Below are 17,106 nucleotides of genomic sequence, written 5' to 3'. Positions count from 1 at the left end.
AGAATAATAATGGGGCAAAATTGCAGCACATATTTTACCAGAAGTAAAACAGACAATATTTGCGGTTATTTCGCTCTCTTTGCGGTTCTTTGGTTAGCAATAACACTTGCACCCAAAGCAATTCTTTGGATAATCACAAGCCCTTTGAGTGAGAGTAAAAATTAAGCAGGCAATATCCATGACTGAAGTAACCAAAAATGAGTTCACTGAAGACGGCAAAATTGTGCGTAAAATTCGCAGTTTCGTTCGTCGTGAAGGCCGTCTGACCAAAGGTCAGGAAGCCGCGATGAAAGAGTGTTGGCCAACCATGGGTATTGATTATCAGGATGCTCTGTTGGATTGGAGCGAGGTATTTGGTAACAGTAACCCTGTGGTACTGGAAATTGGCTTTGGCATGGGCGCCTCTCTGGTTGAGATGGCTAAGAATGCACCGGAGAAAAACTTCATCGGTATCGAAGTGCACAGCCCGGGTGTGGGGGCGTGTCTCTCTTCGGCGCGTGAGGCGGGGGTGACTAACCTGCGCGTGATGTGTCACGACGCGGTGGAAGTGTTCGCCAATATGATTCCTGACAGCAGCCTGACGACACTGCAGCTGTTCTTCCCGGACCCGTGGCACAAGAAGCGTCACCACAAACGCCGTATCGTGCAGCTGGAGTTCGCGGAGATGGTGCGTCAGAAGCTGATCCCGGGTGAAGGTATCTTCCACATGGCGACCGACTGGGAAAACTACGCCGAGCACATGATTGAAGTGATGAATCAGGCGCCGGGTTACCAGAACATCGCGCAGCAAGGCGATTTTGTCGAGCGTCCGGCGGATCGTCCGCTGACCAAATTTGAACAGCGTGGCCACCGTCTCGGCCACGGTGTGTGGGACATCAAATTTCAGCGCATCAGTTAATCTGGGCCGCCAGCTAACGCTGGACAAGCCAGACCGGGCAACTGATACTGACCGGGCATAACGTGAAACGAAGCCAACATGACTGCAATGTTGGCTTTTTTGACTGCGCAGCCTGAGCTGGCTGCACCTCATATCCTATCAACAACAATAACAACCAAGACAGTTGAAGACATGAAACCGACCTCAGACATACTGGCGGACATCCTGGATGAAGTTCGCCCACTGATCGGACAAGGAAAAGTCGCAGACTACATACCAGCCCTGGCACAGGTGCCGAATGACAAGCTGGGTATCGCCGTGTACACCAATCAGGGTGACGTGATCACCGCCGGTGACGCGCACGAGGGCTTCTCGATTCAGTCGATCTCGAAAGCGCTCAGCCTGACCCTGGCCATGAATCTGTATCAGCCGGATGAGCTATGGCGCCGGGTCGGCAAGGAGCCGTCCGGACAAGCGTTTAACTCGCTGATCCAGCTCGAAATGGAGAAGGGCATTCCGCGCAACCCGTTTATTAACGCCGGGGCGATTGTGATTGCCGATTTGCTGCAAAGCCGCTTGTCGGCGCCGCGCCAGCGCCTGCTGGAGTTCGCGCGCCAACTGAGCGGCGAAGCACAGTTAGTGTATGACAAAGTGGTCGCCGCGTCGGAGATGATGCACAGCGACCGCAACGCGGCCATCGCTTATCTGATGCGTGCGTTTGGTAACTTTGACAACGAAGTGCTGCCGGTACTGAATAACTATTTTCATGCCTGCGCGCTGAAAATGAGCTGTGTCGAGCTGGCGAAAATGTTCAGTTATCTGGCCAATAAAGGCGTGTCGGTGCATACCGGCGAGCCGGTGATCACTGCCACGCAAAGTAAGCAGATCAACGCGCTGCTGGCGACCTGTGGCCTGTATGATGGTGCCGGGGAGTTTGCCTACCGGGTCGGCATGCCGGGTAAATCCGGGGTCGGCGGCGGTATTATCGCTATCGTGCCGGGCGAAATGACCATCGCGGTCTGGTCACCGGAGCTGGATCCGTGCGGTAACTCACTGGCCGGTACCCGGGCACTTGAGCTGCTGGCGCAGCGAATCGGCCGCTCTATCTTCTGAGTGCACCGGAGTGTGATCATTCGCTCTGCAGAGACAAAAGTCAGCCAATCGGCTGACTTTTTGCTATTTCTCATTCACGAACAGCAGCTGAGATAACCTCGATGAGGTGAGCAAGCTACGGAAGCTACTTGTCTTCTTCTTCCGCCATAAAGGCTTCCAGCAGATCGTTTAAGAACAGTTTACCTTTCTCGGTGATCTGCCAGTGGGTGGTATCCTCACTCAGATAGCCCTGCTGCAACGCCCAGTTGAGGGTAGGTTCAATCACACTGAGCGGCAGGCCGGTGGTGGCGGTGAAGTCAGCTTTCGGACACGGCTCGATCAAACGGAAACGGTTCATAAAGAACTCGAACGGACGATCGATATCGGCCACCAGCTGCTCGTTATCCAGATACGGCTTGGTCAGATTCTGATAGGCCGCCAGATAACCGCGCGGATGCTTCACCTTAGTGGTCCGTACGATGCGGCCATCACTGAAACTGAGCTTGCCGTGCGAGCCGCAGCCGATACCCAGATAATCACCAAAACGCCAGTAGTTGAGGTTGTGCTGGCACTGATAACCCGGTTTGCTGTAACCGGAGATCTCATACTGTACATAACCGGCCTCGGTCAGCTTGTGATGGCCGAGATCAAAAATATCCCACAGCGCATCATCATCCGGCAGGGTTGGCGGCTTAAAGTAAAACAGCGTATTGGGCTCGATGGTGAGCTGATACCAGGACAGGTGCGGTGGATCGAGCTCGATCGCGCGGTCAAGATCAGCCAGCGCCTGCTCCAGGCTCTGATCCGGCAGGCCGTGCATCAGATCAAGGTTAAAGCTGTTGAGGCCAATCTGGTGCGCCAGTTTGGCGGCATTGACCGCTTCAGCCTGACCATGAATGCGGCCGAGGCGGGTCAGTTTCTCCGGCTCAAAGCTCTGCACCCCAATTGAAATCCGGGTCACGCCCGCGCTGCGGTAGCCGGCAAAACGCTCGGCTTCAATCGTGCCCGGGTTGGCTTCCATGGTGATTTCGATCTCCGGCTGAAACGGGATCCGTGCTTCAATCCCGCGCAGCAGTCGGCCGATGCCTTCGGCTGAAATCAGGCTTGGCGTACCGCCGCCGATAAAAATCGAATGCAGCGGGCGCGGGGCCTGATTGAGCTGATAACGCTCAATATCGGTATCGAGATCTTCCAGCAGGGCATCAATATACTCATCTTCCGGAATATCATTTTTCAGGGCGTGCGAGTTAAAGTCGCAGTACGGGCATTTCTGCACGCACCACGGAATGTGCACATACAGGCTCAGCGCCGGAGGAGTTAACATCACAGCTTCTGCTCTTCAATGGCAAACTGCTTTTGTTCTTCAATCGCCTGAAACAGCTTGTGCAATGCCTGCCCACGGTGTGACAGTTGCTTCTTACGCGCCGGTTCAAGCTCTGCCGAAGCGCAGTTCTCTTGCGGTACAAAGAACACAGGATCATAGCCAAAACCGTTACTGCCCTGAGCCTGCTCCAGAATACGCCCTTCCCACTTACCGTGGCACACCAGCGGTGTTGGGTCGTCAGCGTGACGCATCAGTACCAGCACGCAGTGGAAACGCGCCGTGCGCTGCTCCTGCGGTACGCCCTGCATCGCCTCAAGCAGCTTATTGAGATTGTCGGCATCGGTCGCGCCAACACCTGCGTAACGGGCAGAATAGACACCCGGCGCACCGGCCAGGTAATCCACTTCCAGGCCTGAGTCATCAGCAATCGCCGCCATACCGGTCTCTTTGGCGGCGTGACGCGCTTTGATAATCGCGTTTTCGATAAAGGTGGTGCCGGTTTCTGCCACGTCAGAGACGTTAAATTCGCTTTGTGCGACCACGTCAAAACCAAATTCGGCCAGCAGGTCGGCCATTTCGCGTACTTTGCCCTGGTTACCAGTGGCCAATACAATCTTGTTCATGCTTATCTCAATTTTGTTTACGGTTCTACATAAAATTTTTGGCTGAATTTGAGCTTGCCGGCGCCTTTCATCCCGGCGTTGACGTCAATGTCAAAGGTCAGGTTTTCTTCGTTACTGATCGGAAATTCAGCCAGATAATAAATCGCATCGCCTTCTTTCACCTCGCGAAACTCCAGCTCGCGCATGTTGCCGATCAGGTTCTTGGCCTGGCCGGAGAGCTTAGCCTCGGTGGCCGGTTTACCCAGCGCGGCCGTATCGAGTACGCTGACGTTGAGGATGGCCGAGTAGCCATTACGGGTCAACTGGTACTGCGTGGCGACTTGCGGCGTGAGGAAGGTCGAGTTAAACGCCGAGTAGTGTACCTCAATATCCTTGATCGTGATCTGTTGTTGTGCGCTGGCCGGTAGCGCAATGGCCATCAGCAGCAGGCCCAGTGCCCAGTGACGCGCGCTGAGCTGGCGCAGTGAATGTTTCAGATGCATAAGGGCTTTCTCCATAAAAGACCCACCCGCCCCGCAGGTTCGGGATGGTAATAAAATGGCACTGCTCTAAAAACAATCCCCACCATAAGGTGGGGAAGTATGTAATTAACTGAGCAGTGCCGCAACCGGCGGCGGCAGACAGACCGGAGCACTGATGCGCACTTGTTTGTGGCGGCCAAGCTCCCCTTTTTCTATCGCGATCAGTCCTTTCGCTACCTTACACTGTTTTGCCAGGAACTTACTGAGATGTGCGTTGGCTTTGCCGTCCACCGGCGGGGCGGTAATCGCCACTTTGAGCTCATCGCCATGCAAACCGACAATCGTGTCACGGCTCGCTTTGGGCTGAATATACAGCCGTAACACCAGATCGTCCCCGTCAAACCAGGCTGCTTTCATTATAGCTGATACCAGATAGGACCGATAAAGTCACCCATCAGGAAGTTAGCAAACTGCAGCACAATGAACAGCACCAGTACGCTGAGGTCAAAACCGCCCATCACAGGGATCACGCGGCGAATCGGCGCCAGCATCGGCTCGGTCAGCTGATGGAACACGTACTCCACCGGGCTGCGACCCTGGCTAACCCAGCTCAGAATCGCGCGCAGCAGCAGTACCCAGAACAGCAGGCCACCGGCCGCTTTAATCAGCGACAACAGGCCAAGTAACAGGAAGTCAGCGCTGAATACCACACTGCCGCCGGAGGCGATCAGGATCAGGGCAACGTATTTGAGAATACACAACACATAACCGAACAAGATCGTGGCCAGATCCAGGCTGCCGACGGATGGAATAACACGGCGAAGCGGGCCGACTACCGGCTGGGTCGCTTTTACCACAAACTGGGAAAATGGGTTGTAGAAATCAGCACGCGCTGCCTGCAGCCAGATTCTAAGAATCACGACCATGATATAAAGATCAAACAGGGTGGAGATTAAAAAACTCATTGCATTCATAGGTTGCCCTTACTGCGTAGGATGATCGTTGGGTCTGACACTCCACAATTTACCACTGTCTGGCACGGGTGCGGCAGCGGAAGTATTGAGTGTGCACTAGGGTAATGAAACGATCGTTAATATTAAAATAATTTTTCCATCTCTTGTGCGCGGCTCACGGCAGCGCGCATCGCTTGCGCGACAATCTCACTGAGCTGATGCTCATTGAAAGTGCGGATGGCTTCGGCGGTGGTGCCGCCTTTCGAGGTCACCTGCTCACGCAGGGTCGACAGTTCAATCTGCGGATTGGCTTTAACCATCTCCGCAGCGCCGAGCGCTGACTGCTGCACCAGCAGACGCGCGGTTGCCGCGTCAAAGCCTTGGGCTATCGCTTCAGCCTGCATTGCTTCCATAAACAGGAAGAAATAGGCCGGGGCACTGCCTGCCGCAGCAATCACGCTGTTAATGCCTGACTCTTGTTCCACCCAGCATACTTCACCCACGGCGCGCATCAGATCTGCGGTGAACACTTTATCCTGCTCGGCCACCTGCGGGGAGGCAAACAGACCGGCCATACCGCGGTTCACCAGCGAAGGGGTGTTTGGCATGACGCGCACCAGACGCAGTTGCGTTGCCAGCATCTCATTGAGACGCGCCGCCGACACACCAGCCGCAATCGAAATCACCAGCTTGCCGGAAAAATCGATCGCCTGCAGCGGCTTACAAACCTCAGCCATCAGCTGCGGTTTGACTGCCAGCACCACCACATCGGCTTCGCTGGCCGCCGCCAGGTTGTCACTGCTGGTGCGGATACCATAGTTCTGCTCCAGCGGCAGGCGGCGGGTTTCAGAAGGTGCGGTGGCAATGATGCTCTGCGCCGGATAGCCGCTGCTGACCAAACCTGCGATGATGGCGTGTGCCATGTTTCCTGCGCCGATAAAGGCGACGGTTCTTTGTTCCATGCTTCTCTTGTCCAATATTGTGGCTGCTGACCTGTGCTGATATCGGCCGATACCGGCTCAGAGCCGCAGACCTGAGTTCCAAATTCGTGTCACAACCAGACTGATGACTTAGGGTACAGTCTGTCTGCGCGGTGCACCCGCTTAAATCGTTACAGACGGTAAAACGGTGCGGCAAATGGTACGTTAACCACACCCTGGATCACGGCGCGGATTACCCTTTCTGGCTGTAATCGCGCTGACCAAAAATCGCGGTACCGATGCGCACAATGGTACTGCCGGCTTCAATTGCCGCGTCCATATCGCCGCTCATGCCCATCGACAGGGTATCAATGCCGTCAAACTTGTCCGCCAGTTGCTGTTTTAACGCGGCCAGTTGCTGAAAGGCGGCCAACTGCGACTGATAGTCGGTGACGTTCTCCGGAATTGACATCAATCCTCTTAACGTGAGGCCCGGCAGAGTAGAAATCAATTCCGCGAGCGGAAATAATTGCTGCGCACTGATGCCGGACTTAGAGGTTTCACCACTGGTATTCACCTGGATAAGCACCTGCAGCGGCGGCAGATGGGCCGGACGCTGTTCACTGAGGCGCTGGGCAATCTTGGCGCGGTCAATGGTGTGCATCCAGTCAAAGTGCTCGGCAATCAGGCGGGTTTTATTGGATTGCAGCGGGCCGATAAAATGCCATTCCAGATCGAGCTCAGGATGTTGGGTGGCGAAAAACTGCACTTTATCGCAGCCTTCCTGGACATAGTTTTCACCAAAGCTGCGCTGGCCTGCCGCGGCAGCTTCCAGAATGGCTTCAACCGGTTTAGTCTTGCTCACTGCCAGAAGTTGCACTGAGCCTGGAGCGCGACCACACTTTTGTTGTGCGCTTGCGATCTGCGCCGTGATAAGTTCAAGATTTTGTTGAATACTACTCATAGCCGGACTTATTTGGGTCTGTTGACCATAGGAAAATTAAATGGATATCTCTGAATTACTGGAATTTAGTGTAAAACATAATGCGTCAGATCTACATCTTTCTGCAGGCGTTCCTCCGATGGTTCGCATCGACGGCGAGGTGAGAAAGCTTGGTGTGCCTGCTTTTAGCCATGCTGACGTGCATCGATTAATTTTTGAAATTATGAACGATGCCCAGCGCAGCGAGTATGAAGAACGGCTCGAAGTGGACTTTTCCTTTGAACTGCCGTCGGTCGGCCGTTTCCGGGTCAACGCATTTCATCAGGCGCGTGGTGCCTCAGCGGTGCTGCGGACCATCCCGACCACGATTCCAAGTTTAGAGCAGCTGGAAGCGCCGGAGATCTTCAGTAAAATCGCCAACTATGAGAAAGGCCTGGTGCTGGTCACCGGCCCGACTGGTTCCGGTAAATCGACCACACTGGCGGCGATGGTGGATTACATCAATGCCCACCATAATAAACATATCCTGACCATTGAAGACCCGATCGAGTTTGTCCATAGCAACAATAAATGCCTGATTAACCAGCGTGAAGTGCACCGCGATACCCATAGCTTTAAAAATGCGCTGCGCAGCGCGCTGCGTGAGGATCCGGATGTGATTCTGGTTGGTGAGCTGCGTGACCAGGAGACTATCAGCCTGGCGCTGACCGCCGCAGAAACCGGCCACTTAGTGTTTGGTACCCTGCACACCAGCTCGGCGGCGAAAACCATCGACCGGATTATCGATGTCTTCCCCGGCAATGATAAATCTATGGTGCGCTCCATGCTGTCGGAGTCACTGCGCGCGGTGATCGCCCAGAAGCTGCTCAAACGGGTCGGGGGTGGCCGGGTGGCCTGTCATGAGGTGATGCTGGCCACACCGGCGATCCGTAACTTGATCCGCGAGGATAAAGTGGCGCAGATGTACTCGATTATCCAGACCGGTGCCATGCACGGCATGCAGACCATGGAGCAGAATGCCAAGCAGCTGCTGGCGAAAGGGCTGGTGGATCAGGCTGAAGTGCAGCAAAAAATCGCCACCGATATTGCTGGGTTTTAAGCTGCTGGCCGAGCGTTTATGAGTAATCAGGATAAAGAGAGCATGATGCAACTCGATGAGTGCCTGCAGGGCATGGTGACGCGTAAAGCGTCCGATATCTATATCACGGTCGGCGCGCCGCTGCTGTACCGGGTCAACGGTGCACTGGAGGCTGAGGGCAGTGCACTTGGCTCGGCTCAGGTCGGGCAACTGCTGGATGCGATGATGGACAGTGCCCGCCAGCAAGAGTTTGCCGCCAGCCATGAAGCTAATTTTGCCCTGGTGCGTGACTTTGGCCGTTTCCGGGTCAGTGCTTTTATGCAGCGCGAGCAGCCGGGCGCGGTGATCCGCCGCATCGAAACCGACATCCCGACCTTTGAGCAGCTCGATTTGCCGCCGGTACTGAAAGATCTGGCACTGGCCAAGCGCGGCCTGGTGCTGGTAGTGGGAGCGACCGGCTCCGGTAAGTCGACCACCCTGGCGGCGATGACCGGCTATCGCAATGCCGAGCGCAGCGGGCATATCCTCAGCGTGGAAGATCCGATTGAGTTCGTTCATCCCCATCAGCGCAGTATCGTGACCCAGCGTGAAGTCGGCCTGGATACCGACAGTTTTGAAGTGGCGCTGAAAAACTCGCTGCGTCAGGCGCCGGACATGATCGTCATCGGGGAGATCCGCACACGTGAGACGATGGAATACGCCATGACCTTTGCCGAAACCGGCCATCTGTGTCTGGCTACCCTGCACGCTAATAATGCCAACCAGGCGCTGGAGCGCATTTTACATCTGGTCAGCAAAGAGCGCCGCGAGCAGTTTCTGTTTGATCTGTCGCTCAACCTGCAAGGGATTATCGCGCAACAATTGCTGGCGGATAAACAGGGTCAGGGGCGGCACGGGGTGTTTGAAATATTGCTCAACAGTCCGCGCGTGGCGGATCTTATCCGGCGCGGCGATCTGCATGAACTGAAAGCGACCATGGCCAAATCACGTGAAAACGGCATGCAGACCTTTGATCAGGCGCTGTACCAGCTGGTGGCAGAGGATAAAATCGATGAGCAGGAAGCGCTGCACAGTGCCGATTCGGCCAATGATCTGCGTCTGATGCTCAAAACCCGCTCGGGCACAGAGGGTTCTGCGCTGTCCGGCGGTTCACTGGCGAATGTGCAGATTGATATGGACTAAGTTTATATGGACCAAGTTTATATGGACTAAGTGTATATGGACTAAGTGTATATGGATTCAGCGCCCGGGGTGATGGGGAATGATAAAAAACAGCCGAAGCAGGCTGTTTTTTACATGCTGTTGCTGGAGCAGGATGGAAATGCTGCGCAGTCAGTCGCTATTCGCCCCACAGGGTTTCGAACCAGCTTTCCAGGATCACCACCGCCGACTGGCAGTCGACGTTGCCTTTGCTCAGCGCTTTGTAGCCGCCCATCGAGAACAGCTCGGCGCGCGCTTCGGCCGTTGACAGCCGTTCATCATGCAGTTCGACCGGCAGGCCGTAGCGGCCGTGCAGCCGCTGGGCAAACTTCTTGGCGCGCGGGGTAATGGTTTCCAGCGCTTTGCCTTGCAGGTCAGTCGGCAGGCCAACCACCAGCAGATCGGGTTGCCACTCTTTGATCTGCTTTTCAATCTCATCCCAGTTGGGAATGCCATCGTTGGCTTTAAACGCTTTCAATGGTGAGGCGGTGCCAGTGATTTCCTGGCCAATGGCGCTGCCGATACTCTTAGTACCGAAATCAAACGCCATAATAGTGCGTGACATAGGGTGTTTCTCTTAAATTGCGCGCCGCTCAGGCGTGTCCGGTCTGGGTGGACAGCTGGTGCGGATTAATACCCAGTTTCTGAATCGCTTTATTCCACTTTTCATGCACCGGGGTGTTAAAGATCAGCTCCGGATCGGCTTCAATCGTCAGCCAGGAGTTTTCCGCCAGTTCATCTTCGAGCTGACCCGGCGACCAGCCGGAGTAACCCAGTGCGACAATGTAGCCGCTTGGCTCGGCATCGGTGCCCAGTACCGTCAGAATATCTTTTGAGGTGGTGACACTGATCTCGTTGGTCATATGAATGCTCGATTCATAATGATCTTTCGGACGGTGCAGAATAAAACCGCGATCTTCCGAAATCGGCCCACCGTTAAATACCGGACGTTTCAGGCTGTCAGCGTGTGACTGCGGATACGCCGCTTCCACTTCAACCTGCTCGAGCATCCCGCCGACAGTGACATCAATCGGAGCATTGATCATCAGCCCCATCGCCCCCTCTTCATTGTGTTCACAGATGTAAATCACACTGTGCTTGAAGTAAGGATCCTGCATGCTCGGCATGGCGACGAGAAAATGGTTGGTCAGGTTCATCTGTGTCTCCACTTGCAAGGGCCGGCACTGCGGTATTTGCACCGCGAGTGAGGCCCAATTTTCAGGAGCGGAGCTCCTTACAATGACAAGGCTTTGATACGACGCTCAATCGCGTCCATCAGTTTACCTGTGATTGAGATATCGAAGGCCGCCTCAATCTCGCGTACGCAAGTCGGGCTGGTCACGTTAATCTCAGTCAGTTTATCGCCAATGACGTCAAGGCCGACAAAGATCAGACCTTTTTCTTTTAGTACCGGTGCCACGGTTTCGGCAATCTTGCGATCAGTGTCGCTGATCGGGCGTGCTTCACCACGACCACCGGCAGCCAGGTTACCACGGGTTTCACCGGCGGCCGGAATACGAGCCAGACAGTAAGGCATCGGTTCACCATCCACCACCAGGATACGTTTGTCACCGTTGCTGATATCCGGCACGAACGTCTGTGCCATGCAGTAGTTTTGTCCCTGGTTGGTCAGCGTTTCAATGATCACCGACACGTTCGGATCGCCTTGCTTGACCCGGAAAATCGAGGCGCCGCCCATGCCGTCGAGAGGCTTAAGGATAATGTCACCATGCTGCTCGCGGAACGCTTTAATCTTCTCGGCTTTACGCGTCACCATCGTGGTCGGCGTCAGTTCCGGGAACCAGGCAGTGAACAGTTTTTCGTTACAGTCACGCAGGCTTTGTGGCTTGTTGACCACCAGGGTACCTTCTTCTTCTGCACGTTCCAGAATGTAGGTCGCGTAAATGTATTCAGTATCAAACGGAGGATCTTTACGCATCAGCACGGCGTCGAGTTCAGACAGGGCGATGGATTGCTCGGACTTGAATTCATACCAGCCGGTTGGATCTTCTTTCAGCTCGACAACTTTGGTGTCAGCCATGGCGACGCCTTGATCTAAGTGTAGATCATTCATCTCCATATAATGAATCTCATAACCGCGACGTTGCGCTTCTAGCATCATGGCGAAGCTGGTGTCTTTTTTGATGTTAATGGACGAAATCGGGTCCATTACGATGCCGAGTTTAATCATGCTCATCTCCGTTAGCCAAGATCGCCGAAGCGAACTTGCAGGGCTGTAATTGCGGTTAAGGCTGCGGTTTCGGTGCGCAGTACGCGCGGGCCGAGCAGCGTCTCTTCAAATTGGTGATCGCGGGTCATCTTGATCTCTTGTGATGACAGGCCGCCTTCCGGGCCAATCAGCAGGCGCACTTTGCTTACCGGCTGTGGCAGGGTATTGATGGAATATTTAGCGCGTGGATGCAGGTTGAGTTTGAGCGCGTCGCTCTGCTCGCCACACCACGCTTCCAGGCTCATGATCGGACGAATTTCCGGCACGATATTACGGCCACACTGTTCACAGGCGCTGATGGCTATCTTCTGCCATTGCTGCAGTTTCTTCTCAAACCGTTTCGGATCCAGCTTGACGCCGCAGCGCTCAGAGATGAGCGGTGTGATGGTGTTGACGCCGAGCTCGACCGATTTCTGAATGGTGAACTCCATTTTATCGCCACGGGAAATGACTTGTCCCAGATGGAGATCGAGCGGGGACTCAATACTGTTCTCAACCCGCTCAGAAAGTTCGACCACCACCTGCTTCTTACCGGATTCGGTAATCACAGCCGGAAATTCCGCGCCACTGCCGTCAAACAGCAGCACTTCCTGACCCGGTTGCATGCGCAGTACGCGCCCGATGTGACCGGCCGCATCCTCACTCAAAGTGAGCGCGCCAAGATGAGTAATAGGGTGCGGGTGATAAATACGGGGAACTCGCATGCTGGTATTCCTGAAATTATGCTAATTATCTGGCCCTTAAGATGGGCGCTTTACAGCAAAAAAACAAGGGGCAATCTCGGATTGCCCTTGTTTTGGCACAAAGTCAGTTTTGGCGCAAAGTCAGCATGGTCATCTGTCAGCATGGTCATAGGCCGCTTGCGGCCGGGCAGTCAGGCTGTGGTGTGGCCGCGCGGATTATCGCGCAGATGATAAAGCGCGTACGATTAAGGTTTGGCGCTCAGTGCGTAGCTGCGGCACTGCTCGATGACATACGGGTTGTGGTTGCCCTGAATGCGTTCGATACGCTGATCGCGCACGCACTCCCACTGGTTAACCGGATACTGGCGGTTCCAGGCCTGCATCAACTGAGCCTGGGCCTTGGAGAGACGAAAACCGTAGCGATCGCTCATATACAGATAGGTCCGTGCAATCGCGCCGCGCGCGCGCTCCGGCGGCATCACCCGGCGCTGTTTAAAGTTGACCTGTACTTCGCAGCGGCCGTAAGTCGCACCGTCGATGCCGTTCCACTGGCTGAAGTTGAGATTGGATCGGTCGCCGTTCACCTCACCGATCGCCGGGGTCAGATTGTGCAGATCCGCTTCCATACGCTTGAAGGTGGCGTCATGACGTGAGCACTCTTTGCGCCCGCCTTTTTGCCAGCATTGCAGCTGGTGGCCAAACTGCCAGGCCGGAACAACGTGTTCCCATTCGATGCGACTGGCACGTTTTTGCTGTTTGCGCACCTGATAGCCACAACTCTGCAGATCCGGTGTGCCTTTTTTGCCCTGCCAGGTGATGTTACAGCCACAGTAAAAGCTGACCGGATGATCCTGATAAATCGTCAGTGCGGCCTTTTTGGCCTGATAAAAAGAGGTCGGTGCTGAAGCCCAGGCTGCCGAAACCAGGCTGCTTAAGCCCAGCGCAAGTAATAAACGCAACATAGTAAAGACTGGTTATAGTGTGATTTTTTCCAGTCTATCACTCATAAATGGCAGTTTGAGCAGATGTTTTTATCATTACGGAACGCAGCGCACTGTCTGACCAAAACTTGCGCGCTGCGGTGGCCGTTAACATATAACGTCCGATAAAATCAGGCTCGGCAATGGCCGCACAGACGCAGCTTTAAGAGAGTTGTTTGCCGGTGAAGGTCAGAGTTTGCTGGCACTGCTGGCAGCGGTACACCGCCTGATTGCGCAGCACTTTATTGTGGCGGCGCACCGAGAGCGGATAACGGTTACAGGCACACAGATATTCAAAGGTCTTGCCCTGTACTGAGGCGACCGAGAAACGGTGGGTGGTATTGGCGGGCACGCCAAATACCTCAGTCATGATGTGTTGCCACTCGCTGCCGTGCGGGCGCACCCGGCCGTAAATCTGATAGGTGATCAGGTGGGCGATTTCATGCGGCACCACTTCCTCGATGAAAGCGTGCGGGTTTTCGCCAAACAGCACCGGATTGAGACGGATCTCCTGCAACTGCAGATAGGCTTTGCCGGCCACTTTACCGCGCAGTTGAAAGCTCAGCTTTGGAGTGGCAAAGGGACGCTTAAAATAGCGCTCGGCTTTGTCGATACAACGTTGAATTTGCGCTTTGGCGCGATACTGCAGTTCAAAATCGACCACAAACAGGGACTCCGGCGAAGCGTGCTCAGTAACGGCGTGTGGTCACGGGGGCACGAGAGAAAAGATAAAAAAAACCTCAGCATTTGGCTGAGGTTTTATCATAACACTGTTGACCGTACTCGCTGTAGTATCCAGTGGACGGGACAGTGAGTCAGGTTGGAGACCTTTGACATCAGTGTCATTTGTTACACATTGTCCGCTTGTGGCCAGGATTAGCCGTCATGTTTCTTCTTGATGATCGCATGGTAGGCGTGCCAGGTGCTGTAGCCGAGAATCGGCATAGTAAACAGCATACCGATACCGTAGGTGGCAAAGCCAATCAGGATCCCGCCGCCAATCACCCCGGCCCAGACGATCATGGCCGGAATGTTGGACTTCACCGCGTTAAAGCTGCTGAACACGGCGGTCATCACATCGACGCGGCGCTCCATCATCAACGGAATCGAAAACGCCGAGATACTGAAGATGACACAGGCAATCACGAAACCGACCAGCGAGCCAATCACCAGAAACGGCAGGAAGTCGGTCAGCGGCGCGCCCTGCACCGACGGATAGAGCGCGTGCAGCAGCGCGGCAATCCGCATCCAGAAAATCATCGCCACGGCCAGCATCACCGCAAATGCCCACTGTGAACTGGAGTTACGGGTAATGGCTTTAATCGAATGGAGCAGACCGGCGGAGTGGCCTTTCTCCCGTTCCCAGCTCGCGGCGTACAAACCGAGCGCAAGGAAAGGGCCAATCAGCATATAGATCACCAGACTGGGCAGAATGACCAGGTGGGTGCCTTGCCACTGCACCAGCAGCACAATACCGATCGCGGCGGCCATAAAGCACAGCCCGTAGAACGCGCTGATGAGCGGCATGCGGATAAAGTCATGCAGGCCGAGCGCCAGCCAGTGAAACGGAGCAGACACACTCACCGAGTTACATGGCAGCGTGCGGGCGTATTCCTGTGGACCGACTTCTTTTTGCTTATGGTCGAAGTCGGAAGAGTGAACCGTACGAGGCATAAATCCTCCCTGATCGATTAGGCACAGCAGTGGGATAAGGAACGCAGCCAGCGGGGTGCCTTGCAAGAGCGTGGTGTCTTGAAGAGGAAAGTCCCCCGGGCAGCGCAGTATCAATTCTATCGGTATTCATTATTTCGTCTGTTGGTATTAACGATTGCGTCTGTTGGTATTAACTATTCGGTATGTTCGTATTAACTATTGCTGACGTGCAGCAAAAACACAAATAAACGAATAAAATTTAACCAGGCAATAGCAGATTGAAAGCACTGATAGGCAGCGAGCTAAGCGGGCAAGTAAGCGGGCAAGAAAGAGGGGTAATAAAAAAGCCCTGGCGCGATGGCAAGGGCTTTGAAATGTGGCGCTTTATGATGTGCGCTGGCTGAACTTATGTCCGTTGAAAGAACTTATTTCAGACCCGCGAAGTCACGCAGTTCAGCGGCTTTGTCAGTGGCTTCCCAAGGGAACTCTTCGCGGCCGAAGTGACCGTATGCTGCGGTCTTCTTGTAGATAGGTTGCAGCAGGTTCAGCATCTCTTGCAGACCGTACGGACGCAGATCGAAGAACTGACGTACCGCTTCAATGATGATGTCGTGTGAGACTTTTTCAGTACCGAACGTTTCCACCATGATTGAGGTTGGATCCGCAACACCGATAGCGTAAGACAGCTGGATCTCACAGCGGTCAGCCATACCGGCAGCAACAATGTTTTTCGCTACGTAACGCGCGGCGTACGCTGCACTGCGGTCTACTTTTGATGGATCTTTACCAGAGAATGCACCACCACCGTGACGTGCTGCGCCGCCGTAAGTATCAACGATGATCTTACGACCGGTCAGGCCACAGTCACCCATAGGACCACCGATAACGAAACGGCCGGTTGGGTTGATGAAGAATTTTGTCTCTTTGTTCAGCCATTCAGCTGGCAGAACCGGCTTAATGATCTCTTCCATCACCGCTTCACGCAGATCCGGGGTAGAGATTGAATCACAGTGTTGCGTTGACAGAACCACCGCGTCGATACCGACGATCTTGCCCTGGTCGTACTGGAAAGTGACCTGAGATTTTGCATCCGGACGCAACCACGGCAGGGTGCCGTTCTTACGCACTTTCGCCTGACGCTCAACCAGACGGTGAGAGTATGTAATTGGTGCAGGCATCAGCACGTCAGTTTCGTTACATGCATAACCGAACATGATGCCCTGGTCGCCGGCGCCCTGTTCTTTAGGGTCAGATTTGTCGACGCCCTGGTTGATGTCTGGAGACTGTTTACCGATGGTGTTCAGTACCGCACAAGAGTCCGCATCGAAACCCATGTCTGAGTGGGTGTAGCCAATTTCACGTACGGTTTCACGCGTCAGCTCTTCGATATCAACCCAAGCTGAAGTGGTGATTTCACCACCGACCATAACCATGCCGGTTTTCACGTAAGTTTCACAAGCAACACGTGCTTTTGGATCTTGTTCCAAAATGGCATCTAAAACCGCATCAGAGATTTGGTCTGCGATTTTATCCGGATGGCCTTCTGATACTGATTCAGAAGTAAACAGGTGCTTAGCCATGATTGCTCCAATTCTATAATCAAAAGAGCAGTGCGCCGTGGTCACTGCTCTGTAAAATCGTTCATTATGTAGGCGTTTCTACATCTAGACGTCTATTCTAGTTTTGAATGCTTAAATTACAAGCTCTTTTTTTGTCTGATTGCTAACCAAACGTTTGCTTATCGGCAGGACTTTTGCAGGCTTTGTGCATCAATATGTCGTAAAGCATTGCAAAATTGGAACAAAGCGCCAGCAAAAGGTTTGCAGTGCCGATCCGGCTTTGCGACAATATCGGCCAATTTTCTCCCCGATTGACCTCAACGTCACGCCCTGAAAGCGGCTTGGTGAGGTCAATTGGCGACCGACGGATATTTTTCGCATATTGCTTTAGGAGCTGACATGTCTTCCCGTAAACAACTGGCTAACGCAATCCGCGCGCTGAGCATGGATGGTGTACAACAGGCTAACTCTGGTCACCCAGGCGCCCCGATGGGGATGGCTGACATCGCTGAAGTGCTGTGGCGCAGTCA

At 54.2% G+C, this 17,106-nt stretch carries 20 protein-coding genes; 5 read left to right on the top strand and 15 right to left on the bottom strand.

The annotated features are described in order from the left end of the window. Positions 1-178: 178 nt before the first annotated feature. Entirely contained in the window at positions 179-898 is a 720-nt protein-coding gene (trmB, locus tag E6C74_RS18695; RefSeq protein WP_136487571.1) for a tRNA (guanosine(46)-N7)-methyltransferase TrmB, read from the top strand. Positions 899-1,069: 171 nt separating this feature from the next. Beyond that, positions 1,070-1,990, top strand: a complete 921-nt coding sequence (glsB, locus tag E6C74_RS18690; protein ID WP_136487570.1) for a glutaminase B — start codon at positions 1,070-1,072, stop codon at positions 1,988-1,990. Positions 1,991-2,114: 124 nt separating this feature from the next. Here glsB and hemW read toward each other — a convergent pair whose 3' ends face one another. The 7 genes from hemW to E6C74_RS18655 form a co-directional block, all read right to left on the bottom strand. Then, the gene (hemW, locus tag E6C74_RS18685) at positions 2,115-3,293 is read right to left on the bottom strand and encodes a radical SAM family heme chaperone HemW (RefSeq protein ID WP_136487631.1); all 1,179 of its coding nucleotides are present in this window, start codon (positions 3,291-3,293) and stop codon (positions 2,115-2,117) included. Next, complete coding sequence (locus E6C74_RS18680) at positions 3,293-3,916, bottom strand: XTP/dITP diphosphatase (RefSeq protein ID WP_136487569.1); 624 nt, start codon at positions 3,914-3,916, stop codon at positions 3,293-3,295. The genes hemW and E6C74_RS18680 overlap by 1 nt, the downstream gene beginning before the upstream one ends. Positions 3,917-3,933: 17 nt before the next feature. Continuing rightward, on the bottom strand, positions 3,934-4,335 hold the full coding sequence (locus E6C74_RS18675) for a DUF4426 domain-containing protein (RefSeq protein WP_168797063.1): 402 nt from the start codon (positions 4,333-4,335) through the stop codon (positions 3,934-3,936). Between the two features lie 168 nt (positions 4,336-4,503). Further along, positions 4,504-4,794, bottom strand: a complete 291-nt coding sequence (gene yggU / locus E6C74_RS18670; protein ID WP_136487567.1) for a DUF167 family protein YggU — start codon at positions 4,792-4,794, stop codon at positions 4,504-4,506. After that, the gene (locus E6C74_RS18665) at positions 4,794-5,351 is read right to left on the bottom strand and encodes a YggT family protein (RefSeq protein ID WP_136487566.1); all 558 of its coding nucleotides are present in this window, start codon (positions 5,349-5,351) and stop codon (positions 4,794-4,796) included. Before E6C74_RS18665 ends, yggU begins: the two co-directional genes overlap by 1 nt. Positions 5,352-5,473: 122 nt before the next feature. Continuing rightward, a complete protein-coding gene (gene proC, locus E6C74_RS18660) occupies positions 5,474-6,292 on the bottom strand; it encodes a pyrroline-5-carboxylate reductase (protein ID WP_136487565.1) in 819 nt (272 codons plus the stop codon). A 211-nt stretch (positions 6,293-6,503) separates the two neighbouring features. Then, the gene (locus E6C74_RS18655) at positions 6,504-7,214 is read right to left on the bottom strand and encodes a YggS family pyridoxal phosphate-dependent enzyme (RefSeq protein ID WP_136487564.1); all 711 of its coding nucleotides are present in this window, start codon (positions 7,212-7,214) and stop codon (positions 6,504-6,506) included. 40 nt (positions 7,215-7,254) lie between these two features. On the opposite strand from E6C74_RS18655, the gene E6C74_RS18650 reads away from it, so the two are divergent. Further along, on the top strand, positions 7,255-8,292 hold the full coding sequence (locus E6C74_RS18650; protein WP_136487563.1) for a type IV pilus twitching motility protein PilT: 1,038 nt from the start codon (positions 7,255-7,257) through the stop codon (positions 8,290-8,292). Between the two features lie 45 nt (positions 8,293-8,337). Further along, positions 8,338-9,453, top strand: a complete 1,116-nt coding sequence (locus tag E6C74_RS18645) for a PilT/PilU family type 4a pilus ATPase (protein ID WP_136487630.1) — start codon at positions 8,338-8,340, stop codon at positions 9,451-9,453. Between the two features lie 157 nt (positions 9,454-9,610). On the opposite strand, the gene ruvX is transcribed toward E6C74_RS18645, so the two are convergent. The 8 genes from ruvX to metK all read right to left on the bottom strand — a co-directional run bounded on the left by ruvX (position 9,611) and on the right by metK (position 16,597). After that, complete coding sequence (gene ruvX, locus E6C74_RS18640; protein WP_136487562.1) at positions 9,611-10,036, bottom strand: Holliday junction resolvase RuvX; 426 nt, start codon at positions 10,034-10,036, stop codon at positions 9,611-9,613. Positions 10,037-10,064: 28 nt separating this feature from the next. Next, the gene (locus tag E6C74_RS18635) at positions 10,065-10,628 is read right to left on the bottom strand and encodes a YqgE/AlgH family protein (RefSeq protein WP_136487561.1); all 564 of its coding nucleotides are present in this window, start codon (positions 10,626-10,628) and stop codon (positions 10,065-10,067) included. Between the two features lie 77 nt (positions 10,629-10,705). Further along, the gene (gene gshB, locus E6C74_RS18630) at positions 10,706-11,662 is read right to left on the bottom strand and encodes a glutathione synthase (RefSeq protein ID WP_136487560.1); all 957 of its coding nucleotides are present in this window, start codon (positions 11,660-11,662) and stop codon (positions 10,706-10,708) included. Between the two features lie 11 nt (positions 11,663-11,673). Further along, complete coding sequence (gene rsmE / locus E6C74_RS18625) at positions 11,674-12,405, bottom strand: 16S rRNA (uracil(1498)-N(3))-methyltransferase (protein WP_136487559.1); 732 nt, start codon at positions 12,403-12,405, stop codon at positions 11,674-11,676. A 224-nt stretch (positions 12,406-12,629) separates the two neighbouring features. Next, positions 12,630-13,346 carry an endonuclease gene (locus E6C74_RS18620; protein ID WP_136487558.1) on the bottom strand — a complete coding sequence of 239 codons (717 nt, stop codon included), beginning with the start codon at positions 13,344-13,346 and terminating at the stop codon, positions 12,630-12,632. Positions 13,347-13,527: 181 nt separating this feature from the next. Next, on the bottom strand, positions 13,528-14,034 hold the full coding sequence (locus tag E6C74_RS18615; protein WP_206208448.1) for a SprT family zinc-dependent metalloprotease: 507 nt from the start codon (positions 14,032-14,034) through the stop codon (positions 13,528-13,530). A 206-nt stretch (positions 14,035-14,240) separates the two neighbouring features. After that, positions 14,241-15,038, bottom strand: a complete 798-nt coding sequence (locus E6C74_RS18610; protein ID WP_136487556.1) for a DUF2189 domain-containing protein — start codon at positions 15,036-15,038, stop codon at positions 14,241-14,243. 404 nt (positions 15,039-15,442) lie between these two features. Beyond that, positions 15,443-16,597, bottom strand: coding sequence for a methionine adenosyltransferase (metK, locus tag E6C74_RS18605; RefSeq protein ID WP_136487555.1), 1,155 nt, complete (start codon positions 16,595-16,597; stop codon positions 15,443-15,445). Between the two features lie 378 nt (positions 16,598-16,975). Between metK and E6C74_RS21245 the strand changes: the two genes are divergently transcribed. Next, positions 16,976-17,106: hypothetical protein (locus tag E6C74_RS21245; protein ID WP_168797061.1), on the top strand; the 131-nt coding region annotated here is incomplete at its 3' end.

Source organism: Vibrio sp. H11, assembly GCF_004804295.1.
Classification (GTDB): Bacteria; Pseudomonadota; Gammaproteobacteria; order Enterobacterales; family Vibrionaceae; genus Vibrio; species Vibrio ostreae.
The sequence above is the reverse complement of the archived record's forward strand: the minus strand, read 5'-3'. Positions and strand labels throughout refer to the sequence as shown.